This is a genomic window from Mesorhizobium sp. ArgA1, assembly GCF_053714375.1.
On sequence record NZ_JBSKBQ010000014.1, the window covers coordinates 82,460 to 104,224 of the forward strand.

The window sequence follows — 21,765 nt, forward strand, 5'->3', positions numbered from 1 at the left end:
AGGCCTGTCACGGCCAGAGATGATGACCGGTCCTACCGCCGACATTATGGTTTTCATGTCGTATAATGCAGGGCCAACACGGGATTGTCGCATGGCCAATGCCGAAAACACCATCGTCATTGCCGGCGCCGGCAGCATCGGCTGCTATGTCGGCGGCTGCCTGGCGCTGGCCGGACGCAAGGTGGTGTTTTTGGCGCGGCCGCGCATCGCGGAGGCGTTGCTGGGCGGTGGGCTGCGCGTCACCGACCTCGACGGCCGCGACCGATCCATCAAGCCGATGTACGTCACTGCCGATCCGGCCGCCGCCCTGGCCAACGCCGACGTGGTGCTGGTGACGGTCAAGAACGGCGCCACCGAGGAGATGGCGGCGCTCATTGCCGCACACGCTCGCGGCAATGTCGTGGTGGTCAGCCTGCAGAACGGCGTCGGCAATGCCGAGCGGCTGCGCGCCGGGCTGGGCCTTCGGCCGGTGCTGGCCGGCATGGTTCCGTTCAATGTCGTCCAGTCGGCCGAAGGTAACGTGCCGCTTCACGTGCATCGCGCCAGCGATGGCAAGGTGCTGATCGAGGACGGTATGGCCGGCCTTGCCGGCCTTCTCGATGTCGAAGGACTTGCCATCGAAACCCATGCCGACATCAAGGCGGTGCAGTGGGGCAAGTTGCTGATCAACCTCAACAATGCGCTCGTCGCGCTGTCCGGCCTGCCGCTGGCTAGCGAGCTTGCCGACCGCCGCTGGCGGCTGATCCTTGCCGGTCAGATCGATGAGGCGCTTGCGGCGATGAAGGCATCACACATCGCCCCGGCGCGGATCGGCGGCCTGCGTCCCGGCCTGCTGCCGAAACTGCTCCGGCTGCCGGACTGGCTGTTCCGGCTGGTGGCCCGGCGCATGCTCGCCATCGACCCGCAGGCGCGCTCGTCCATGTGGGACGACCTCCAGCGCTGCCGGCCAACCGAAATCGGCGAGCTTCAGGGAACGGTTCTGAGCCTCGCCGAAAAGGCCGGCACGGCGGCGCCTTTGCTCAAGCGGGTCACCGCGCTGGTGCGGCAGGCGGAGTGGGAAAAGCGCGGATCGCCCGGCCTGACGCCGGAAGCCGTCACCGGATAGGCTACTCGCCGTGAGCGTCAGGCCTTAGCCCGGAAAAGCAGGCGCGCCGGCACCGTCTCACGGCTTTGGTGCGCGCCTCGGAGCCGGCACTTTGCTCGCCGGGCCTGGCGCCGGCAGTGGCTGCGCCGCCGGATGGTTTTCGATCAGCGTGATCTTCTGCCAGATCTTGCGCGACAGGTTGGACGCCAGGTTCTCGACGTCGTTGACGCCGTCGATGACCACATCGTCATTGACCGATTGCGCGAACAGCGCCGCGATCTTGCCGGTGATCGACAGCATTTCCGAGCAATAGTCGAGGTAGCGCGCCAGGTCCGCGGCATTGGTGATGCGCGCCGGCGAATGCGCGGTCGGCTTGAAATTGGCAGACAGTGCGGCCGGATCCTTGGTCAGCTGATGCATGTCGATGACATGGATCAGCGACCTCAGCCCGTGCAACTGGCGAAACACCCGCTTGCGCTTGATGCGCTCCTCGGTGCGGATCAGCGCCAGCAGGCCGAGCACGGCAAGGATGATCATGTTGATCGTGGCTTCGATGCCCTGCACCGACTGCACCGCGTCGTCTGCCTGCGAGATATGGATGAGCGGCAGGATGGTGCCGACGAACAGGAAGATCAGCGCGCCGGCGGCGACGGCGGCGACGATGGCGCCGCGCAGCCACCAGATCGGCGCCTCGAGCGCCTGCGCCGCCTTGGCCAGGTCGCGCGACAGCGACACCAGTTCGGCGGCAACGCCGCGCAGGCCGGCCTCGGGAAAACGCTCGGCGACGCGTCCTTCCAGCCGCTCGGCGGTGTCGATGATCAGTTTCGGATCAAGCGTGCGGTAGCGCATGGCAAGATATCCGGTCGCCCTCAGGGTTGTGCGGGAGAATTGGTGTGCCGGCCGTAGCGATTGGGCCCGGGATCGCTGCTGAAACAAGCCAGAATGAGAAGAAGAATCGGGCCTATGATGAGGGAGATCAACGCGTAGTAGGTCGGCTTGCCGAAATCATGGAAGCGCTTTGCCGTCACCGCGAAGCTTGACCAGGTCGAAATCAGCAGCACGGTCCAGAACACAATTGCCCACACCTGGCTATTTGCGGTGCCGGGCTCCAGTCTGGCAAACTGGTAGAGGGGGAAAAACTGGGCAAGCAGCAAAAGCAGGCCGGCCAGCGCATACGCACTGGGGCTGACGCGGCCTGAGGTTTTGAAGAAAAGCCAAATGAGGTCTGTTTTTTCAGGCAAGCGGATCCGGTCCATATTGATTGGCGCCTCGAGTGCCTTCGAGGATGCCGCATTCTACGAGGAACCAGATCGCACCAATTAAAGGCACAAACAGGATCAGGGACCACCAACCCGACTTGTTGCGATCATGCCAACGCTTGGCATAAACCGCGAGGGCGAAATAGATCGACGCCAGCGAAACGATGATTCCGATAATACCGATTTCGGCGCCACCGCCGAGATCCATGCGTGTGCCCAGGATCGAATCCAGGATCAAGGCGATGATGCCGATCACGAAAAAAACACCGATCGCCGCCCAGAACTTGGCGCGATTGATGCGGCCGTCAAAGCTGGTCAGAAGGTATTTCCAGTCCATGTCACCCCTCCATGCTGAATCGGCGCGACGGAATGTCGCGCCGGCGGAAGGTGCGTCCGTTTGCAAAAAAGATCAATCGCGCAGCAATTCGTTGATCGAGGTCTTGGAGCGGGTCTTGGCGTCGACGCGCTTGACGATGACGGCGCAGTAGAGGCCGGGGCCCGGCTCGTTGTTCGGAAAGGCCTTGCCCGGCATCGAGCCGGCGACGACGACGGAATTGGCCGGCACTTCGCCGTAAAACACCTCGCCCGTGGCGCGGTCGACGATCTTGGTCGACTGGCCGATGAAGACGCCCATGCCGAGCACCGAGCCCTCGCGCACGATGCAGCCTTCGACCACTTCCGAGCGTGCGCCGATGAAGCAATTGTCCTCGATGATGGTCGGGCCGGCCTGCATCGGCTCCAGCACGCCGCCAATACCGACGCCGCCCGACAGGTGCACGTTCTTGCCGATCTGGGCGCAGGAGCCGACCGAGGCCCAGGTGTCGACCATGGTGCCGCTATCGACATAGGCGCCGACATTGACGAAGGATGGCATCAGCACCGCGCCCGGCGCGACATAGGCCGAGCGGCGCACTATCGACGACGGTACGGCGCGGAAGCCGGCCTTCTCGAAATCGACAGCGCTCCAGCCGTCGAACTTCGATTGCACTTTGTCCCACCACACCGCCTGGCCGGGACCACCCTTGATGATCTCCATCGGATAGAGGCGGAACGACAAGAGCACGGCCTTCTTCAGCCACTGGTTGACATGCCACTTGCCGTCGGCCTGGCGTTCGGCGACGCGCACCGTGCCGCGGTCGAGCAGGTCGAGCGAGGACTGGATGGCGTCGCGCGTTTCGCCGCGGGTCGCGGTCGAAATCGTGTCACGCTCCTCGAAGGCCTTCTCGATGGTCTTTTCGAGGCTTGCCAGATCAGGCTTCGACATGAATTTCGCTCCGTTACCACGCTGTTAAGGCCATCGCCTTAACCTTGTTTTGAAAATCGCGCGGACCCTATGTTAAGGCGTAGTGGGGGTCAATCGCGCGTGCGCCATGGGACGGCGCAACTGAACTGTTGGGACGGGTAAAGCATATGACTCCTATGGAAAAGGCGGGGTGGACGCCGCTGCCGCATTCGGACGAGGATCTGGAGCGCTCGAAAAGCGTGCCCGATACGCCGCAGACGCGCGCCGACACCTACCGTCTCGCCTGGAACGATCCCGATTTCATGACGCGTCGTGAATTGCGCGCGGTGCGCTTGCAGCTGGAACTCTTGAAGCCCGAAATGATCCTGGCCGAACGCGGCATCCGCTCGACGGTGATCCTGTTCGGCGGCGCACGCATTCCCGAACCCGGCGGCGAGGCCTGGGCGGCCAAGAACGAGACGCAGAAGAAGAACCTCGAGCAAAACAGCAAATATTACGAGGAGGCGCGCAAGTTCGCCCGCCTCTGCTCGCAGCAGTCGGCAACGTCCTATTACCGCGAATTCGTCGTCGTCACCGGCGGCGGGCCAGGCGTCATGGAAGCGGGCAATCGCGGCGCCGACGATGTCGGCGCACCGTCGATCGGCCTCAACATTGTCCTGCCGCACGAGCAGGCGCCGAACGCCTATGTGACGCCGGAACTGTGCTTCAACTTCCACTATTTCGCCATCCGCAAGATGCACTTCGTCATGCGCGCCAAGGCCGTCGCTGTGTTTCCGGGCGGCTTCGGCACCATGGACGAGTTTTTCGAGACGCTGACGCTGATCCAGACCGGGCGCATGGAGCGCGTCCCGGTGATCCTGTTCGGCAAGGCGTTCTGGAAAAGGGCGATCGATCTCGATTTCCTGGCGGAACAGGGCACCATCACGCCCGGTGACCAGGACATAATCGACTTCGTCGACACCGCCGACGAGGCCTGGGGTATCGTCAGCCGCTTCTACAACCTGTAAGAGCGGGGCCGTCCGCGGCCGGCGGATCGCCTCAGGCTGTAACTTCGACGATCGCGGTCAGGAATGTGGCGAGATCGTCGGTGACGAAATCGACGTCGTCCTCATTGGCCGGGTCGCGTTCCCAGATCTCGGCGAAGGTCGGCTCGAAATTGCGCGGCACCACCAGCACCGTGGTCATGCCAAGCGATTTCGGCACCGCCAGATTGCGGGCGAGATCCTCGAACATCACTGCATTGTGGCCGGTGACGGCGTGCAGTTCGGCAAACTTCTCGTAGGTCTGGCGCGACGGCTTCGGCGTCAGCCCGGCGGCGACGATGTCGAATATGTCGTCGAAATGGTCGAGTATGCCGAGTTGGCGCGCGGTCCGTTCGGCATGCTTGCGATCGCCATTGGTAAAGATGAATTTGCGCCCGGGAAGCTGGCGGATAGCGGTGCCGAGCACCGGATCGGGCACCAGCCACGAATAGTCGATGTCGTGCACCTTTTCGAGGAAGTCGTCGGGGTCGATGCCGTGGCGCGTCATCAGCCCGTTCAGCGTCGTACCGTATTCGAGATAGAGTTCCTTCTGCAGCTTGCGGGCCTCGTCGCGCGGCAGCGTCAGCAATTCTCCGACATAGGCCGTCATCTTGACGTCGATCTGTGAAAACAGATTCGAATGGTGCGGATAAAGCGTGTTGTCGAGGTCGAACACCCAGTCGGTGACATGGGCGAAGCGGGCTGGATCGGGCGACGTGGTCATGGCGTCCTTATGGCACGAAATATCTGCCGTTCGAACCACTTTCTGATGTCAGGCTTATCCACAACCTGGATGCATCTAGAGTTGTAAAAATGGGCTCTCCATTCAAATTTTAGCCATCCCCGAAAGGTGGCCTTCAGGGCTTGCTGGCACAGAGATGGTTCAGTGGGAGCCAGCGATGAGTCGCATAGTTTTGAAGTCCGCCGCCGTTGCGTTCGGCTCGGTAGCCGTCTCGCTTTTGCTGACGCTGATTATCGTTCCCGCCATGGGTTTTCCGGTCAGTCGCACCATTTGGCTGACATCGACCGTGTGCCCGCTGGCGCTCGCCTGGATCGCCTGCGCCAGCTCCTTCTGGCAGAGCGACAGGTTGAAAGGCGCGCACCGCGACCTTGCCCGTGCGCATGCCCAGCTCGCCGCCGCGCACCGGCGCCTGTCGGAGAAGGCGAGCCGCGACGACATGACCGGGATGCTTAACCGCGAGAGCTTCTTTGCCGCGCTCGACGGTTCGCGGCGCAAATCCGATCGCGGCGCGCTGTTGATCATCGACGCCGACCATTTCAAGGCGATCAACGACAGTTTTGGCCATTTGACCGGCGACGACGCGTTGCTGCTGATCGCCAGCGCCATCGAGCGCGGCGTGCGCAGCGGCGACGTGCTTGGCCGCATCGGCGGCGAGGAATTCGGCGCCTTCCTGGTCGGCGCCACCGGCGCGGAGGCCAGGCGCGTCGCCGAGCGCATCCGCAGGGAAGTCGAGCTGATCCGCTTCCGCCCGGTCGACGAGCGGACGGTGCCGCTGACCGTCAGCATTGGCGGCATTACTTGCGACGAGGACGCCAATGTTTCGGAACTGATGCGCGCCGCCGACCTCCGGCTTTATGAGGCCAAGCACCGTGGCCGCAATCTGTCGATCCTGGACCGGGACATTTCCGAGGCCGCCTGAGGCTCCCGCCCATGCTTGCCAAGGATTTGCTGACATTGTTGCAGCGCAACCGCGCCGTTTACCCGGTTGTAAGCCGTTTACCGATAGGACTGGCACGGAAATGGCCTGTCTGGCCGGCACGTGTGCCGTTCAGGGAACGCCATGCGTGGATCGAAGCCCCCATCGAGAGACGTGTCATGAGCTTCTTCATCAAGAAAATATCGCGCCGCGCCATCGTGCAGGCGCTGATTGCCATGCCGGCGTTGCAGCTGTTCCGCAAGCTGCCTGACGGCGACCGCCCCCATGCCGACCCTGACGAGATCGTCGAGGTCAATGGCTGGATCCTGAAGCGGAGCGACCTGGCATGATCTTCGACAGCTATGAGGCGTATCGCGCCTCGGAGTTCAAGCCGAAGGTCTGCATTCTCGGCTCCGGGCCTGCCGGCACCACCATTGCCAGGAAGCTTGGCGCCGCCGGCATCCCGGTCGTGGTGCTGGAAGCCGGCTCGCGCGAATTCAGCGACGAGTCGCAGGATTTCTACCGCGGCACCACCGTCGGCGATCCCTATTTCGACCTCGACATCACCCGGTTGCGGTTCATGGGCGGGTCGTCGAACCACTGGGCCGGCTGGTGCCGGGTGCTCGACAAGCAGGACTTCGAGCCCAAGGCGTGGGCGCCGGACACGGGCTGGCCGATCAGCCGCGCCGACATCGAGCCTTATCTGCTCGAGGTGCATGACATACTCGAGCTTCCGGACTTCCGGCCAGATGTGCCGATTTCGGACGACATACGCTGGATACAGCTGATCAAGAGCCCGGCCGTGCGCTTTGGCGAGAAATTTGCCGATGAGCTCGACAAGAGCAAGACCATCGCCGTCGTGCTCAACACCTATGCCACCGAACTTGCAGGCGACGGCAAGCGGGTGACTGGCGCCAGGCTGTGGTCGAACGGCCAGGATGCCGGCGCCTTCAGCGCCGATTATTTCATCGTCTGCACCGGCGGGCTGGAGAACTCACGACTGCTTCTATGGTCGAACCAGCGCTCGAACGGGGGCGTGGTGCCGAACGCCACGGCGCTTGGCCGTTACTGGATGGAACACCCGACCTTCGAGGGCGGCAATGCCATCCTGGCCGATTACAGCGAATTCGAGGTCGACGCCGTCAACGAGGCCTTCTTCTCGCCGACGCTTGCCGCCATGGAGCGGCTGCAGATCATGAATTTCGGCATACGCCTGATCGAGACGCCCTACGCCGGGGTCAAGAGCCTGATTGCCGACCTCGCCTGCACCGCGCCCGACGCTGCCGAGTGGGTAGCCTACCAGCTCAGCCAGAATCTGCGCTGTGCCGCCCAGCTCTATGTCGCCTGGGAACAGGCGCCGCTGGCTTCGAATCACATCGAATTGTCGAAGACCGATGTCGACCATGCCGGCGTGCCGCGCATCGAGTTGCACTGGAAGAAGTCACCGCTGGAGCGCCGCACCATTCTTGAGGGGCTCAAACTGTTCGGCAGGACGTTGATCGAGAAGAACCTCGGCCGCGTCCGCATCATGGACTGGCTTGCCAATGGTCAGGACTACCCGACCGACGAGGAACTGGCCGGCCACCACCATATGGGTGGCACGCGCATGGGCACGGATGTGACCAAGAGCGTGGTCGACGCCAACTGCAAGGTGCACGGCATGGACAATCTCTATGTCGGCGGCTCGTCGGTGTTCTGCACCTCCGGCCAATGCAACCCGACGACGACGATCACCGCGCTGGCCTGCCGGCTTGGCGAACATCTGAGCAAGGTCGTCACAGTGTGACGCAGTCCCGGTTTGACCCAGTCACCACCATCTGATCGCCAAAAGCGGACGGTGCCGGCAGGATTGCTGCCGGCACCGCCCTGGCGCGCCTTTGGGTGGATTCAGGTCTGGACCAGAGCGTGATTCCGAAACCGGTTTTCGGAAGGGTCCGCTCGGTGGAAGGTAAGCCTCATCCCGATTCGTCGGGATGGAACAGCCTCTAAAGGCCGTACACGGCGACGCGCACCAGCACAGCCGCGGCAGCCAGCGCCACCACCATGATGCCGAGGCCGATGGGCGAGCCCCAGCCATACCATTTCATCGCCATCTCGGCGTATTTGTACTCTTCCTCGTGGGAGAGCGGCGCGCGTTGTTGAATTAAGCTCATTTTTCACTCCTTGTCGGCGGCAGGCCCTTGCTATGTCCGGACCGCAGCTGCATATTGATGCAATGGTCTAAGTGTTAGACAGATTGATAGTTAGATGATCGAAATAAATTCGTCAAGCCGGAATCGCGAGGACATGACGACGGCCATCGGCCTGGCCATCATGCAGTGGCAGGACGCCACACAGGCCTATGACGAAGCGGTGGGGGAAAGGCTCGGGCTGAACATGGCCGAACGCCATTGCATCGGGCTGCTCTATGGCGGTCCGCAATCGGCCGGCGCCGTTGCGATAGCGACCGGCCTGACGCCCGCTGCCGTGACCGCGCTGACCGACCGGCTGGAAGCGCGCGGGCTTTTGACGCGCACGCGCAGTCTCGAGGACAGGCGCAAGGTGGTGATCGAGGCGACCGAGGCGACACGCGAACTGTCGGCGCGTTACTACGGTGCCATCGCGCGGGAAGGAGAAAAGGTGATCGCCACTTTCAATGACGCCGAGCTCGCGACCATATCGCGCTTCGTCAACGCCGCCCTCGACCTGCAGCGCGCTCAGCTTGCGCGGCTGAAGGCCGAGGGGCCGGACGCCCCTGGGCGATAGAAGCGCTGCTGTGCTTGCGGCGTTCAGCTGATGTCGGCAGGACTATTTCGGCTGGACCCCATAAACAACCAGAAATGCTTCCACCGAGGCATCCGCGTGCCGTTCCAGTTCGGCCTTGGAGCGCCGGTTGCTTCCAGTGAACATGGCTTCATTCATGGGGATCCAAAGAAGCATCCCAAAAAGATGGCTGGCCGCCAGATAGGGATCGCTGGTTTGTATCAGTCCTCGACTGGTGAGCTTTTGAAAGCACGATGCCGTCGAGGCAAGCATGCGTTCAAAACCTTTCTCGTACCAACTGCGCCCAAGCTGCGGCATTCGATCCGCATTGGCGATAATCAAGCGCCGCAGCTTCAACAACTCTTCATCCATGAGAACCGCTATCAGACGTCGGGCAAGCTGCTGCAACCCGCCTTCCATAAATTTCGCCTCGGAAAGCAGCGTCGTCACGGACTCGATGATGTCGTTGACCTGGCCAGCGGTTGACAGAACGACTTCGCCGAACAGGGTCTCCTTGTCGGTGAAATGCTTGTAGACGGTCTGCTTGGAAGCCCCTGCCCTGGTGGCGATTTCCTCCATGCTGGTTCCATCATAACCCTTGCCGATGAACGCTGCAGTGGCCGCCTGGATGATTTCACGGTCCTTGCGTGCCGATCTGGTTTCACCGTCAATCTCCATGGGCGCTCTCCTGACCAGTACTAGACGGTACCGTTCCCGTATGATAACCACAATCCCAGTACTAGACTGGCTAGTACCCGCCAACAAAGCAGGGCTTAAACTGATGAGCAAAATGATCTTCGTCAACCTACCGGTTCGCGATCTGCAGGCAGCGACAAACTTCTATCTCGCGATCGGGGGCACGCTAAACCCGCAGTTCTCGAGCGACCAGGCCAGCTCGATCATGTTCTCCGACTCGATTGGGGTCATGTTGCTGACGCACCAGCACTACAGCCAGTTCACAGCTCGGCAGATCGGCGACGCCAGGCGTGACAGCCAGATGCTGATCGCGCTCACCACTGGCAGCAAGGACGAGGTCAATGCCACAATCGATAAGGGTGTGGCGGCAGGCGGCCGCGCTGATCCCAATCCCGCGCAGGATCTCGGTTTCATGTTCAACCGCCACATCGAAGACCCAGACGGCAACGTGTGGGAGTTCCTGTGGATGAACCCCGCCGCCATGCAATAGCCTGTCGGGAACAAAAGCCTAAAGTACGTCGCGTTGAAGCGGATTCATGCGACGCGCTTTAGGCCTTTGTTCTATGCATGTCGTGTTTCCAAGATCACTTTTCGGCGACACGCATTAGACGGTCGCCGGGTCGAGCGCGGCCTGACCCTTGCGACGCGCCACGATCGCCTTGAAATCGGCGGTGCGGAACGCATCGCGCAGCACGTCGAACGACGGCAGCACGAAATAGGCGCGCTGGAACTTGTCGATCTCGTAGCCGGTGCGCATCACCGTCTCCAGGTCGAAGGGCACGTGATGCGCGTCCTTGCTGTCGACGGCAAACTGCAATTCGGTGAAGGACGACATCAGCCCGGCGCCGAACGCCTTCAAGGGCTGGCCCTTCTCTTGCATCAGTCCGTATTCGGCGGTGTACCAGTAAAGGCGGGTGATCATCTCGTCGCCGCCCAGCGCGATCACGCTCTCGGCCTTCTCGCCATACATCTGCATGAAGTCGGCGAACACCGGCTGCGTCAGGATGGGCACATGGCCGAAGAAGTCGTGGAACATGTCCGGTTCGACGATGTAGTCGAGCTCGTCCTTGGTGCGCAGCCAGTTGGTCACCGGAAAGCGCCGGTTGGCGAGATGGTCGAAGAAGGGCGCAGCCGGAATGAGGCCGGGAACGGCGACGATCTCCCAGCCGGTCAGCTTGCGCAGCCTGTCTGAGACCGCGTCGAAATCCGGGATCTTGTCGAGCAGGCCGAGCGTGGCGACGCCATCGAGATAGGAATGGTGGGCCAGTTTCTGCGTCAGCTTGGTCTGGCGGTCGCACAGCGTGCGCCACACCGCCTGCTCCTCGGCGCTGTAATCATAGCCTTGCGCCACGGTGAAATCGGAACGGCAAACCGAATAGTCGCCGCGCAACCCTTGCGCCGCGCAATCGCGGGCATATTCGGCAACGCTCATCGTCGTCATGGCTCTTCTCCCTGCAAATCATCAACGGCTGACGTGCCTGGAGGCTAACCCGGTTTTCCGAGGCAAATCGGTTTTGATGATGGCTCAGGCAGATATTTCGAGATAACATCCCCTCAATAACTGTCTCAGAGGAGTGAAAATGCCTCAGTTCGATGATTTCGAGATCAAGATGCTGGAAGTGCTGCAGCGTGACGGGCGCAAGCCCGTCTCCGAACTGGCGCAGGAAATCGGCCTGTCGACGACGCCGTGCGCGCGCCGCTTCGAGGCGCTGCAGGAGGCCGGCATCATCAAGGGGTTCGCCGCCGTGCTCAGCCGCCGCGCCGTCGGCCTGATGGTCGAGGTGTTCATCGAGGTGCGGCTGGTCAGCCACAGCGATGGTTCGCCCGAAACCTTCATCGCCGCCGTGCAGCGCATGGACGAAGTCTCGTCCTGCTGGACGATGACCGGCGACCACGATTTCCTGCTGCATGTCATGGTGCCATCGGTCGACGAACTCAACGCCTTCGTCATGCACCGGCTGATGCGGCTTTCGGGTGTGCGCGACGTCCACACCCAGTTGGTGCTGCAGAATATCAAGGGCCCGGGCCATGTGCCGCTCGCCCATCTCAGGCGGTAAGGCTCGGCATCGCCATTTCTGCGGAAAAGCTGCACGCAAACTGCTGAACGGAGCCCAATTCCAGGTCTGAAACACCGGCTACGCCATGCGGACCGACTTGCAGAGGTCCGTCATGAACATCGTCCTGATCAATCCGCCGCACACCGCCATCGGCAGCCGCGTGCCTGACGACCATCTGCCGCCGCTCGGCCTGCTTGCAATCGGCGGGCCGCTCATCGACGCCGGCCATCAGGTGCGGCTGGTCGATGCGGAATTCGGCCCGATGCCGTTGGACACACTGGTGCGCGATGCCTTGAGCGGCCAGCCTGATAGCATCCTGATCGGCCATTCCGGCTCGACCTCGGCACATCCGACGGCACTCGCCATTGCCCGCATGGTCAAGACGCGCGAGCCGGCGACGCTGGTGATCTATGGCGGCGTGTTCCCGACCTATCATTGGCGCGACATACTGGCGGCAACGGATGTTTTCGACTTCATCGTGCGCGGCGAGGGCGAGGCAACCATTGTCGCTCTCATCGAGGCGCTGGATAATCGCCGCCCGCTGGCGGATATCGCCGGCATCGCTTATCGCGACGATCTCGGCCGTCCCTTTGCAACGCGGCCAGCCGACACCATCGTCACTCTCGACGACTACCGCGTCGGCTGGGAGCTGATCGATCACCGCCGCTACAGTTATTGGGGCGGCAAGCGCGCAGTGGTCATGCAGTTTTCGCGCGGCTGCCCGCATCTGTGCAATTATTGCGGCCAGCGCGGCTTCTGGACCCGTTGGCGGCATCGCGATCCAGTCAAATTCGCTAAGGAGATTGCCTGGCTGCACCGCGAGCACGGCGTCGAACTGATCAACCTCGCCGACGAGAACCCGACGGTGTCGAAGAAAGCGTGGCGCGCCTTTCTCGACGCCATGATCGCCGAGGATGTGCCGGTGCTGATCGTCGGCTCGACCCGCGCCGACGACATTGTGCGCGACGCCGACATTTTGCACCTCTACCGAAAGGCGGGCGTCATCCGCTGGCTGCTCGGCATGGAAAACACCGACGAACAGACGCTTCAATTGATCCGCAAGGGCGGCAGCACCTCATCCGACCGCGAGGCGATCAGGCTGTTGCGCCAGCATGGCATCCTGTCTATGGCGACCTGGGTGGCCGGCTTCGAGGACGAGACTTTTCGCGATTTGTGGCGCGGTTTCCGCCAGCTGCTTGCCTATGACCCCGACCAGATCCAGGCACTTTACGTCACCCCGCACCGCTGGACGCCGTTCTTCCGCATCGCCCGGGATCGCAAGGTGATCCAGACCGACGCCCGGTTGTGGGACTACAAGCACCAGGTGCTGCAGATGACCCGACTGAAACCGTGGATGTTGTTCCTCTCCGTCAAGCTGATCGAGGTCGCGGTGCAGTCCCGGCCCAAGGCATTGGCGCGCATTCTCTTCCATCCCGATCCCGAACAGCGCCATTCGATGCGCTGGTACACGCAGATGGGCCGCCGCGTCTGGTTCCGCGAGGTCTGGGGCTTTCTGGCCCTGGATCGCCGCCTCGAGGACGGCCCGACGCTGGCCGAATTTTGGGGCGCGCCGCAGGACCAGGAAGAGGAATCGATGGTCGTCATGCGGCCGACTCGCAAGGCGGCGGTAACGGCCGCCGCGATCTCGCCCGGCGCCTGACGGGTTCAGTTGCAGTCACAAATATACGTTGCGTATGTATATTGACATACGCAACGTATGAACCCATCTTGGACATACGGGGCGTATGTAAACGACCACGGCAGGCCGAGATCGTTGAGAGCCTGCCATGTCCAGATGGAGTAGAAATGACCAAACGTGACGCGATATTCCCTGCCGGTCGGCAGGCTCTCTACGAGATCAACCGCTATTCGGCGGCGATCCGCTCGGGCGACTTCCTGTTCGTCTCGGGCCAGGTCGGCAGCCGCGAGGACGGCTCGCCTGAGCCGGTGTTTGAAAAGCAGGTCCAGCTTGCCTTCGACAATCTGGCCGCGGTGCTGAAAGCTGCGGGCTGCACGTTCGACGACATTGTCGACGTGACGAGCTTCCACACAGATCCGGCCGCGCAGTGGGGCGCCATTGACGCCGTCCGGCTGAAGGTGTTTGGCGAACCGCCCTATACCAACTGGACGGCGGTCGGCGTCAATTGGTTAGCCGGCTTCGACTTCGAGATAAAGGTCATCGCCCGCTTGCCCCAGCCGGCCTGATCGAGGGGCGGCGGGCGGCCGGGTTCACGGCACGATCAGCGTGCCGGCGCCGTGTTCGGTGAACAGTTCCAGGAGCACCGCATGCGGCGTCTTGCCGTTGAGGATGACGACGCCTTCGACGCCGCGTTCGATCGCTTCGATGCAGGTCTCGACCTTGGGAATCATGCCGCCCGACACCGTGCCGTCCTTGATCAGCGCCTTGGCTTCGGCCACCGTCAGTTCATCGATCAGCTTCTTGTTCTTGTCGAGCACGCCGGGCACATCGGTCAGGAACAAAAGGCGCGTCGCCTGGCAGGCCCCGGCAATGGCGCCGGCAAAAGTGTCGGCATTGATGTTGTAGGTGTGGCCGTCGCGGCCGGGCGCCACCGGCGCCAGCACCGGGATCATTTCCGAGCGCGCCAAAAGGTCGAGCAGCGTGCGGTCGACTTCGACCGGTTCGCCGACGAAGCCGAGATCGAGCACCCGCTCGATGTTGGAGTCAGGGTCGATCATGGTCTTGCGCGCCTTTTCGGCGAACACCATGTTGCCGTCCTTGCCGCACAGGCCGATCGCCCATTCACCCTCGGCGTTGATCAGCGCCACGATCTCCTTGTTGATCGAGCCGGCGAGCACCATCTCGACGATCTCGACCGTCTTCTGGTCGGTGACGCGCAGGCCGCCTTCGAACTTCGATTCGATGCCCATCTTGGAGAGCATGGCGCCGATCTGCGGGCCGCCGCCATGGACGACGATCGGGTTGACGCCGGATTGTTTCAACAGCGCGATGTCGCGGGCGAAGGCCTTGCCCAGTTCGATATCGCCCATGGCATGGCCGCCATACTTCACGACCACCGTCTTGTTTTCGTAGCGCTGCATATAGGGCAACGCCCGCGAAAGCAGCGCGGCCTGCATCTCGGCGGTGGCGGTGATCTCCGTCATCGGTAGGTTCCCGGCTTTTTGGAAGGACGGCGGCGTCTTAGCGGGAATTGGCGCGAGGGGCAAATGGTTCGACGCGACTTGGGCCCAGAGCGATCGAATTATTCCTCGATCCGTAGCCCGCCTGCGGTGATCAGCTCAAAGACATTCTCGATATCCGCCGAAGCCCAACCATAGTCATGCGGAAGCCCGAAATTGACTTCGTCGAGCGTGATTGAGCCGCGCTCCCGATACCGATCGATCAGGACCAGGATCGCGTTTCGAATGTGTTCTGGCAGGCCGGGATACTCGCTCATCCGCGCAAAGATTGGTCGGCATGGCCGGTTGTCAAGGCACTAACCTATTTGAGCACCTTCAGCGGCGCCCGCCGTGTCAACCACCCCGAAATCTTTTCCATCTGTGCGGCGAGCGACAAAAGCGTCTCTTCGTCGCCGGGGCGGCCGACGACCTGGATGCCGAGCGGCAGGCCGGCAGCGGTGACATGGACAGGCAGCGCGATCGACGGCTGTCCCGTGACATTCTGGATCGCCGGCCAGTGGGTGAACCACAGGCTCTTGTCCATCAGCTGCCCGAACAGCGGCTTCAGTTTCAGCAGCACGACAGGTGATTTCCTTGGCAACCGACTGACGATTACTGGAGGGGAGGCGCAGACATCGATTGCGTAGACAACAACATTTCCGCCTTTGCAAATAAATCGCAATCGCCTAGCTTGTCGGCATGACGCCGCAGGACATCTCCACCCTGATTGTCCGGACCTCGATGAAGGATCGGGCTGCGTTTGATCTGCTTTACCGACAAACCAGCGCGAAACTTTTCGGCGTTTGCCTTCGTGTATTGAGGGACCGGGGAGATGCGGAAGAAGCGCTGCAAGAGGTCTTCGTCAAAGTGTGGACGAAGGCGGATCGTTTCGCGGTTTCTGATCTCAGCCCAATCTCCTGGCTGGTGGCCATAGCCCGCAATCATGCGATTGATCGCATCCGATCACGGCGCAAGCCTGCTGCCGATATCGATGCCGCGCTTGACGTGGCTGACCCGGGTCCGGGGCCTGAGGCTATGGTTGTTGCGGGCGGTGAATCCGAGCGCATCTACCAGTGCCTCGACGAGTTGGAACAAGACAGGGCGCAGGCCGTCCGGGGCGCTTATTTGAACGGCGAAAGTTACGCCGAACTGGCGGAGCGCCACAAGGTTCCGCTCAACACGATGCGGACATGGCTGCGGCGCAGCCTGTTGAAACTTAGAGAATGTCTGGAAAGATGACGCTCGCAGAAGAAAATGGACCGGAACGTGGAGGCGACGACCTGCTCGCAGCCGAATACGTTCTCGGTGTGCTGCCGGCGGACGAACGCCAGATAGCCTCGGGACGCATCGACGCGGAGACCGGCTTTGCCCGTCTGGTCGATTCCTGGGAGGTTCACCTTTCGCCGATGGCCGCCGCCTATGCTGAGGTAGAGCCGCCGGCCACGATCAAGCCGGCTATCGATCGCCGGCTGTTCTCCTCCACCGCAGCGTCGACTGCCGCGGCGCCGAGCGGCAGCCTTTGGGCGAGCCTTGCCTTCTGGCGCGGTCTCACCGCGGCGGCTCTCGGGGCGCTGGTGCTCTACGCTGCCGTGCCACTCTTCAGGGCTCCGCCGGTCACCGAGCCGCAGGAGCGCCTTGTCGCCTCGCTGGCCGCCGATGGCAGCGATGTCAAATACCTCGTCGTCTATGACGCCGCACGCCGCGATGTCGGCCTGTCGCTGGTGTCGGGCGAACGCGCCGCCGGCAAGGACTTCGAACTGTGGATGATTGAAGGCAAGAATGCGCCGGTCTCGATGGGTGTCATTCCGGCCGGCCAGACCACGCACATCCCCGTTGCACCGGCCGTGCAGCAGAAGCTGGCGCAAGGCGCCGTGCTCGCCGTCAGCGTCGAGCCCACTGGCGGTTCGCCGACCGGACAGCCGACCGGACCGGTCGTTGCCGCGGGCGATCTGAAGGGTATCTGATAGTTCTCAATAGAGAATTGCTTAGTGAAGAACGGCAGAAGTTTATCTTCCGCCGTTTTGGCGTTCAGATGCGCTGTCTTGAATCAAGAGATCGATCGTCAAAGATTTAATTCACCGACAAAATAAATAACAATTTTTCCCGACGCGCGGAAACTCAAGCGGTTCTGTTCCGTATCTCCATATGTTCCCGAGAGAGGAACAATAACCCGAGGAGTCCGAACACTATGCGTAAACTCGCCACCCTTTTGCTCGCCGGTACCATTGCCGTATCCGCCCTCGCCACTGCTGCCTATGCCGAGAATCCGATGGTTGGCGGCGCCGCCATGTTCGCCGACAAGAACATCGTCGAGAACGCCGTCAATTCGAAGGACCACACGACGCTGGTCGCGGCCGTCAAGGCTGCCGGTCTGGTCGAGACGCTGCAGGGCGCCGGTCCGTTCACCGTCTTCGCGCCGACCAACGACGCCTTTGCCGCCCTTCCGGCCGGTACGGTCGAGACGCTGCTCAAGCCCGAGAACAAGGACATGCTCACCAAGATCCTGACCTGCCACGTCATCGGCGCCAAGGCGATGGGCGTTGATGTCGCCGCGATGGCCAAGGCCGACGGCGGCACCCACAAGGTCAAGACGGTCGGCGGCTGTGAGCTGTCGCTCAAGGCTGATGGCGGCAAGGTCACCGTCACCGACGAGAACGGCAATGTCGCCAATGTGACGATCGCCGATGTCGAGCAGTCCAACGGCGTCATCCATGTCGTCGACAAGGTTCTGCTGCCGAAGATGTAACAAAGCGCCTGCCGCCGGCGAACAGTTGGTCAAGGCTCCCTGCAGATTGCGCGGCTCGCGCCCCCGTGGGCCGCGCAAACGACCGAGCGCTCCATCCCGTCCGCAGCAAGTGCGGAACTGGTGTGGAGCGTTCGTTTGCAGAGGCCACCGTCACCGGCTTTTGATTTTGCTGTGGCGGCCAAATTTGGCAAAACAATCTGCAGGAGGATTCTGTCATGAACCGTCGAGATTTGCTTTTGAGCGGCGCCGCCATCGCTGCCGTCGCCGGCGCGGCGGCAACGCTGCGCATGGGCGGGCTTCAACCCGCCAGGGCTGCCGAAACCTTCGAGGTCACCAAGACCGACGCCGAATGGCACGCCATCCTGTCCGACGAAGCCTTCAACGTGTTACGCAAGGAAGGCACCGAATACCCCGGCACCAGCCCGCTGCTCAACGAACACCGCAAGGGCATTTTCGCCTGCGCCGGCTGCGACCTGCCGGTCTATCCCTCGGAGACCAAGTTCGATTCCGGCACCGGCTGGCCGAGCTTCTGGCAGGAGATTGCCAACGGCATCGGCAAAACCGAGGACCGCTCGCTGGGCATGACCCGCACCGAGGTCCACTGCCGCCGCTGCGGCGGCCATCTCGGCCATGTCTTCGATGACGGCCCAGCGCCGACCGGCCTGCGCCACTGCATCAACGGCGTCGCGCTGAAATTCAAGCCGGCGACTGCCTGACCGTCCAGCGTCTCTTGGCGATGTGGAGAATTTGGGAGGCGGCGTGAAACCGCCTCCTATCTCTTGAAATGGGGCGAAAACACTTAATTTCAAGAATTGGCAGACGGCTTTTTATGCGTAGATTCCGCAGCCCTTATCGAGAGGGCCAGTACCTATGCAACGAGAGCAAGAACACGCTCGCCAGGGCGAGCGCAAATCGACCGGTCGCGGAGATGCCGACCGGTCGCAAATCTCCCACCCTGTGGTGATAGCCGGAGGCGGCCCGACAGGGCTGATGCTGGCCGGCGAGCTTTCCTTGGCCGGTGTCGATGCCGCCATCGTCGAGCGGCGCGCTGGACAAGAGGTCGAAGGGTTGCGCTCCGGCGGTCTGCACGCACGAACCATCGAGTTATTCGACCAGCGCGGCATTGCTGACCGGTTTCTGGCGCAAGGGCGAACTGCCCAGGTCGCGGGTTTTGCCGGCGTTTCCCTCGATATCAGCGACTTTCCCACCCGCCACAATTACGGGCTCGCTTTGTGGCAGAAGCATATAGAGCGCATCCTCGCCGACTGGGTGGAGGAGCTTGGCGTCACGATCTACCGTCGCTGCGAGGTGACGGCTTTCGCGCAGGACGGGAGTGGCGTCGACGTCGCGCTCAGCGATGGCCGCTCGCTTCGCACCGATTACCTCGTCGGCTGCGACGGCGGCAGAAGCCTCGTGCGCAAGGCATCGGGCATAGAGTTCCCGGGTTCGAATCCGACGACCAGCAACCTGATTGGCGAGGTCGAAATAACGGAGGAACCGAACTGGGGCATCCACCGCGATGCAACAGGCATTCACGGCCTCAGCAAGCTGGACGACGGGACCGTGCGGGTGATGGTGACCGAACGCGAGGTCGGGGCTGTCGCGCCACCCACGCTGCGCGATCTGAGCGACGCGCTCATTGCCGTCTTCGGCACCGATTATGGCGTCCACAATCCGGCATCGCTTTCCCGTTTCACCGATATGGTCCGGCAGGCAGCGTCATACCGCAAGGGTCGGGTGCTGCTGGCGGGCGACGCCGCCCATGTGCATCCGCCAGACGGCGGACAGGGCATGCAGCTTGGCGTGCAGGACGCGGTGAACCTCGGATGGAAGCTCGCCCAGGTGGTCAGGAAAACAGCGCCGGAAAGCCTGCTCGATACCTATCAGGCAGAGCGTCATCCGGTTGCCGCCAGGGCGTTGCAAAACACCATGGCGGCGGTCGTGCTGCGTCGTGAAGACGAACGTATAAAGGCGCTGCGAGACATGGTGTCCGGGCTTCTTGCCATGGAGGAGCCGCGCAAGCGTTTTGCCGGCATGATGTCCGGCCTGGACATCCACTACGACCTTGGCGAAGGCCACGAACTGCTGGGACGTCGCATGCCGGATCTCGACCTCGTCACCGATGCCGGCCGGCAACGGGTCTTTGGGCTGCTGCACGAGGCGCGACCTCTGCTGCTCAACTTCGGCCAGCCGGGCGCTTTCGACATCGGCCCATGGGCGGACCGGGTTCGGTCGGTCGACGCCAGCTACAATGGTGCATGGGAGCTTCCGGTGCTGGGTGCGGTCGAAGCTCCCGGCGCCGTGCTGGTCCGGCCCGACGGCCATGTGGCCTGGGTTGGCGACGGGGGATCGGCTGGACTGGCCGACGCGTTGACCAGATGGTTCGGCCCACCGGCCATGACACAGAGCAATTGAAAGCGATTGATGCTTAAGCATGACCCCGGAAATCGGGGGTGATTTCCGGGGTCATGTATGAGGGCGCCAGGCGGGGGAGTCCGGCGCGCTCAATGGCCTCCGCCGCCACCGCCCGCAGGCGGCGCCGGCTTGGCGATGACGAGGGTGAACAGAGCCATCGTCGCGAACAGCACGGTCAGCATGGTGAAGACGTCCATGAACGACAGCAGCGACGCCTGCTGCTGGACCATGCCAGACAGTTTGGAAATCGCCGCCTTGGTGGCGTCGAGGCCGGGGGTCTGCTGGAAGTCGAGCGTCATGTTCTGCAGCTTCTGCTGCGCCGCCGCGCTGCCCCATTCGACATGTTCGGCCAGCCTTGCATAGTGGAAGGCGTTGCGGTCGATCAGCACCGTGTTGATGATGGCAAGGCCGACCGCGCCGCCGAGGTTGCGGGTCAGGTTGAACAGGCCCGAGGCGTTCTTCAGCCGGTCCGGCGGCAAGGTGCCGAGCGCGATGTTGTTGATCGGCACCATGCACAGCATCATCGAGGAGCCGCGCAGGATCTGCGGGATCAGCAGTTCATAGAAATCCCAGTCTGCCGTCAGATGCGTCATCCACCAGGTGCCGGCGGCAAAGCCGAGCAGCCCGATCATCATCATGATGCGCAAATCCATCTTGCTCGACAGGATGCCGGAAATCGGCGCGGTGACGAACATCGCCAGGCCGCTGACGAACAGCGCCTCGCCGATCATCAAGGAATCGTAGCCGCGGATGCGCCCGAGGAACACCGGATAGAGATAGGTCAGGCCGTAGAGGCCGATGCCGATGACGAAGGAGAACATCGAACCGAAGGCGAAATTGACGTTGGTGAAGGCCCTGAGATCGACGATAGGCTCCTCGGCGGTAAAGGCGCGCCAGAAGAACAGCACCGCACCGACCACCATGATGATCGCGCAGATGAACACCGCCTGTTCCTGCAGCCAGTCATGGTTGGGACCTTCCTCGAGCACATATTCCATACAGCCGAGGAACGCCGCCATGCCGGCAAGGCCCCACCAGTCGAACTTGCTGAACAGGCCGAGATTGGGCTTGTCGAAATCGATCAGCGACCAGGTCGTGGCCGTCACCAGAATGCCGGGCACGACATTGATCAGGAACAGCCAGTGCCATGACAGGGCGTGGCTGATATAGCCGCCGACGGTCGGGCCAATGGTCGGCGCGAGCGTCGCCACGAGGCCGATCATCGGCGACACCATGGCGCGGCGCGACGGCGGGAAGATGGTGAAGGCGGCCGCGAAGACGCTCGGGATCATGCCGCCGCCGATAAAGCCCTGAATGGCGCGGTAGACGATCATCTGGTCGATGTTGGTTGCGGTTGCCGCCAGCGCGCTGGCCGCCGTGAAGCCGGCCGCGGCGCCTGCAAACAGCACGCGCGTCGACAGCATCCGGCTGAGGAAGCCGGACAACGGGATCATCACCACCTCGGCGATCAGATAGGCGGTCTGCACCCACGGGATCTCATCGGAGCTGGCGCTGAGGCCGGCTTGAATCTCGGCCAGCGAGGCCGAGACGATCTGGATGTCGAGGATCGCCATGAACATGCCGAACACCATCGCCAGGAAGGCGATGAGGCGGCGCGTCGAGATCGTTGTCGGCACCGCCGGCATGGCAGGCGCCGGCGCCGCTCCTGCTGTTATGGTTGCGGTTGCCATGGTGTTATCCCCTT

27 protein-coding genes are annotated in these 21,765 nt (G+C 62.5%); 15 read left to right on the top strand and 12 right to left on the bottom strand.

Going from position 1 to position 21,765, the window contains the following annotated elements:
- Positions 1–91 precede the first annotated feature (91 nt).
- On the top strand, positions 92–1,105 hold the full coding sequence (locus ACWGTI_RS24770; protein ID WP_454589558.1) for a 2-dehydropantoate 2-reductase: 1,014 nt from the start codon (positions 92–94) through the stop codon (positions 1,103–1,105).
- Positions 1,106–1,162: 57 nt separating this feature from the next.
- On the opposite strand, the gene ACWGTI_RS24775 is transcribed toward ACWGTI_RS24770, so the two are convergent.
- From ACWGTI_RS24775 to dapD, 4 genes are all read right to left on the bottom strand, one after another.
- Positions 1,163–1,933: a hypothetical protein gene (locus tag ACWGTI_RS24775; RefSeq protein WP_454589559.1), complete on the bottom strand. Its 771-nt coding sequence runs from the start codon at positions 1,931–1,933 to the stop codon at positions 1,163–1,165.
- 20 nt (positions 1,934–1,953) lie between these two features.
- Positions 1,954–2,340, bottom strand: a complete 387-nt coding sequence (locus ACWGTI_RS24780) for a DUF805 domain-containing protein (RefSeq protein ID WP_454589560.1) — start codon at positions 2,338–2,340, stop codon at positions 1,954–1,956.
- Positions 2,318–2,680, bottom strand: a complete 363-nt coding sequence (locus ACWGTI_RS24785; RefSeq protein WP_454589561.1) for a DUF805 domain-containing protein — start codon at positions 2,678–2,680, stop codon at positions 2,318–2,320. The genes ACWGTI_RS24780 and ACWGTI_RS24785 overlap by 23 nt, the downstream gene beginning before the upstream one ends.
- Before the next feature lie 72 nt (positions 2,681–2,752).
- Positions 2,753–3,607: a 2,3,4,5-tetrahydropyridine-2,6-dicarboxylate N-succinyltransferase gene (gene dapD / locus ACWGTI_RS24790; protein WP_454589562.1), complete on the bottom strand. Its 855-nt coding sequence runs from the start codon at positions 3,605–3,607 to the stop codon at positions 2,753–2,755.
- Between the two features lie 146 nt (positions 3,608–3,753).
- Between dapD and ACWGTI_RS24795 the strand changes: the two genes are divergently transcribed.
- Entirely contained in the window at positions 3,754–4,593 is an 840-nt protein-coding gene (locus ACWGTI_RS24795; protein ID WP_454589563.1) for an LOG family protein, read from the top strand.
- 31 nt (positions 4,594–4,624) lie between these two features.
- On the opposite strand, the gene ACWGTI_RS24800 is transcribed toward ACWGTI_RS24795, so the two are convergent.
- Positions 4,625–5,332, bottom strand: coding sequence for a pyrimidine 5'-nucleotidase (locus ACWGTI_RS24800; RefSeq protein ID WP_454575415.1), 708 nt, complete (start codon positions 5,330–5,332; stop codon positions 4,625–4,627).
- Positions 5,333–5,507: 175 nt separating this feature from the next.
- Here ACWGTI_RS24800 and ACWGTI_RS24805 point away from each other — a divergent pair, with 175 nt between their 5' ends.
- From ACWGTI_RS24805 to ACWGTI_RS24815, 3 genes are all read left to right on the top strand, one after another.
- Positions 5,508–6,269 carry a GGDEF domain-containing protein gene (locus ACWGTI_RS24805; protein WP_454589564.1) on the top strand — a complete coding sequence of 254 codons (762 nt, stop codon included), beginning with the start codon at positions 5,508–5,510 and terminating at the stop codon, positions 6,267–6,269.
- Between the two features lie 176 nt (positions 6,270–6,445).
- Complete coding sequence (locus ACWGTI_RS24810) at positions 6,446–6,616, top strand: hypothetical protein (RefSeq protein WP_454589565.1); 171 nt, start codon at positions 6,446–6,448, stop codon at positions 6,614–6,616.
- On the top strand, positions 6,613–8,052 hold the full coding sequence (locus tag ACWGTI_RS24815; RefSeq protein WP_454589566.1) for a GMC oxidoreductase: 1,440 nt from the start codon (positions 6,613–6,615) through the stop codon (positions 8,050–8,052). Before ACWGTI_RS24810 ends, ACWGTI_RS24815 begins: the two co-directional genes overlap by 4 nt.
- Before the next feature lie 199 nt (positions 8,053–8,251).
- Here ACWGTI_RS24815 and ACWGTI_RS24820 read toward each other — a convergent pair whose 3' ends face one another.
- On the bottom strand, positions 8,252–8,419 hold the full coding sequence (locus tag ACWGTI_RS24820; protein ID WP_454589567.1) for a hypothetical protein: 168 nt from the start codon (positions 8,417–8,419) through the stop codon (positions 8,252–8,254).
- Between the two features lie 94 nt (positions 8,420–8,513).
- Here ACWGTI_RS24820 and ACWGTI_RS24825 point away from each other — a divergent pair, with 94 nt between their 5' ends.
- Positions 8,514–9,011, top strand: coding sequence for a MarR family winged helix-turn-helix transcriptional regulator (locus ACWGTI_RS24825; RefSeq protein ID WP_454589568.1), 498 nt, complete (start codon positions 8,514–8,516; stop codon positions 9,009–9,011).
- 42 nt (positions 9,012–9,053) lie between these two features.
- Here the strand turns inward: ACWGTI_RS24825 and ACWGTI_RS24830 are convergent, their stop codons facing one another.
- On the bottom strand, positions 9,054–9,686 hold the full coding sequence (locus tag ACWGTI_RS24830; protein ID WP_454589569.1) for a TetR/AcrR family transcriptional regulator: 633 nt from the start codon (positions 9,684–9,686) through the stop codon (positions 9,054–9,056).
- A 103-nt stretch (positions 9,687–9,789) separates the two neighbouring features.
- Between ACWGTI_RS24830 and ACWGTI_RS24835 the strand changes: the two genes are divergently transcribed.
- Positions 9,790–10,194 (top strand): VOC family protein, encoded by a 405-nt coding sequence (locus ACWGTI_RS24835; protein ID WP_454589570.1) that lies wholly within the window; start codon positions 9,790–9,792, stop codon positions 10,192–10,194.
- A gap of 114 nt (positions 10,195–10,308) precedes the next feature.
- Here ACWGTI_RS24835 and phhA read toward each other — a convergent pair whose 3' ends face one another.
- Positions 10,309–11,145 carry a phenylalanine 4-monooxygenase gene (phhA, locus tag ACWGTI_RS24840; RefSeq protein WP_454589571.1) on the bottom strand — a complete coding sequence of 279 codons (837 nt, stop codon included), beginning with the start codon at positions 11,143–11,145 and terminating at the stop codon, positions 10,309–10,311.
- Between the two features lie 139 nt (positions 11,146–11,284).
- On the opposite strand from phhA, the gene ACWGTI_RS24845 reads away from it, so the two are divergent.
- The 3 genes from ACWGTI_RS24845 to ACWGTI_RS24855 all read left to right on the top strand — a co-directional run bounded on the left by ACWGTI_RS24845 (position 11,285) and on the right by ACWGTI_RS24855 (position 13,966).
- Positions 11,285–11,761 carry an Lrp/AsnC family transcriptional regulator gene (locus tag ACWGTI_RS24845; RefSeq protein WP_454589572.1) on the top strand — a complete coding sequence of 159 codons (477 nt, stop codon included), beginning with the start codon at positions 11,285–11,287 and terminating at the stop codon, positions 11,759–11,761.
- A gap of 112 nt (positions 11,762–11,873) precedes the next feature.
- Positions 11,874–13,421, top strand: coding sequence for a magnesium-protoporphyrin IX monomethyl ester anaerobic oxidative cyclase (gene bchE, locus ACWGTI_RS24850; protein ID WP_454589573.1), 1,548 nt, complete (start codon positions 11,874–11,876; stop codon positions 13,419–13,421).
- A gap of 146 nt (positions 13,422–13,567) precedes the next feature.
- Entirely contained in the window at positions 13,568–13,966 is a 399-nt protein-coding gene (locus ACWGTI_RS24855) for a RidA family protein (protein ID WP_454589574.1), read from the top strand.
- 24 nt (positions 13,967–13,990) lie between these two features.
- Here ACWGTI_RS24855 and argB read toward each other — a convergent pair whose 3' ends face one another.
- The 3 genes from argB to ACWGTI_RS24870 form a co-directional block, all read right to left on the bottom strand.
- Positions 13,991–14,884, bottom strand: coding sequence for an acetylglutamate kinase (gene argB / locus ACWGTI_RS24860; RefSeq protein ID WP_454589575.1), 894 nt, complete (start codon positions 14,882–14,884; stop codon positions 13,991–13,993).
- 98 nt (positions 14,885–14,982) lie between these two features.
- A complete protein-coding gene (locus ACWGTI_RS24865) occupies positions 14,983–15,177 on the bottom strand; it encodes an RNA polymerase sigma factor region1.1 domain-containing protein (protein ID WP_454589576.1) in 195 nt (64 codons plus the stop codon).
- A 44-nt stretch (positions 15,178–15,221) separates the two neighbouring features.
- The gene (locus ACWGTI_RS24870) at positions 15,222–15,479 is read right to left on the bottom strand and encodes an amidase family protein (RefSeq protein ID WP_454589577.1); all 258 of its coding nucleotides are present in this window, start codon (positions 15,477–15,479) and stop codon (positions 15,222–15,224) included.
- A 119-nt stretch (positions 15,480–15,598) separates the two neighbouring features.
- Between ACWGTI_RS24870 and ACWGTI_RS24875 the strand changes: the two genes are divergently transcribed.
- The 5 genes from ACWGTI_RS24875 to ACWGTI_RS24895 all read left to right on the top strand — a co-directional run bounded on the left by ACWGTI_RS24875 (position 15,599) and on the right by ACWGTI_RS24895 (position 20,060).
- Positions 15,599–16,138, top strand: coding sequence for a sigma-70 family RNA polymerase sigma factor (locus ACWGTI_RS24875; protein ID WP_454589578.1), 540 nt, complete (start codon positions 15,599–15,601; stop codon positions 16,136–16,138).
- Entirely contained in the window at positions 16,135–16,863 is a 729-nt protein-coding gene (locus tag ACWGTI_RS24880; protein ID WP_454589579.1) for an anti-sigma factor, read from the top strand. The genes ACWGTI_RS24875 and ACWGTI_RS24880 overlap by 4 nt, the downstream gene beginning before the upstream one ends.
- Before the next feature lie 224 nt (positions 16,864–17,087).
- Positions 17,088–17,645 carry a fasciclin domain-containing protein gene (locus ACWGTI_RS24885; RefSeq protein ID WP_454589580.1) on the top strand — a complete coding sequence of 186 codons (558 nt, stop codon included), beginning with the start codon at positions 17,088–17,090 and terminating at the stop codon, positions 17,643–17,645.
- Positions 17,646–17,860: 215 nt separating this feature from the next.
- Positions 17,861–18,361, top strand: a complete 501-nt coding sequence (gene msrB, locus ACWGTI_RS24890) for a peptide-methionine (R)-S-oxide reductase MsrB (RefSeq protein ID WP_454589581.1) — start codon at positions 17,861–17,863, stop codon at positions 18,359–18,361.
- A 154-nt stretch (positions 18,362–18,515) separates the two neighbouring features.
- Positions 18,516–20,060: an FAD-dependent monooxygenase gene (locus tag ACWGTI_RS24895; RefSeq protein ID WP_454589582.1), complete on the top strand. Its 1,545-nt coding sequence runs from the start codon at positions 18,516–18,518 to the stop codon at positions 20,058–20,060.
- An 89-nt stretch (positions 20,061–20,149) separates the two neighbouring features.
- On the opposite strand, the gene ACWGTI_RS24900 is transcribed toward ACWGTI_RS24895, so the two are convergent.
- Entirely contained in the window at positions 20,150–21,751 is a 1,602-nt protein-coding gene (locus tag ACWGTI_RS24900) for a DHA2 family efflux MFS transporter permease subunit (protein WP_454589583.1), read from the bottom strand.
- Between the last annotated feature and the right edge of the window lie 14 nt (positions 21,752–21,765).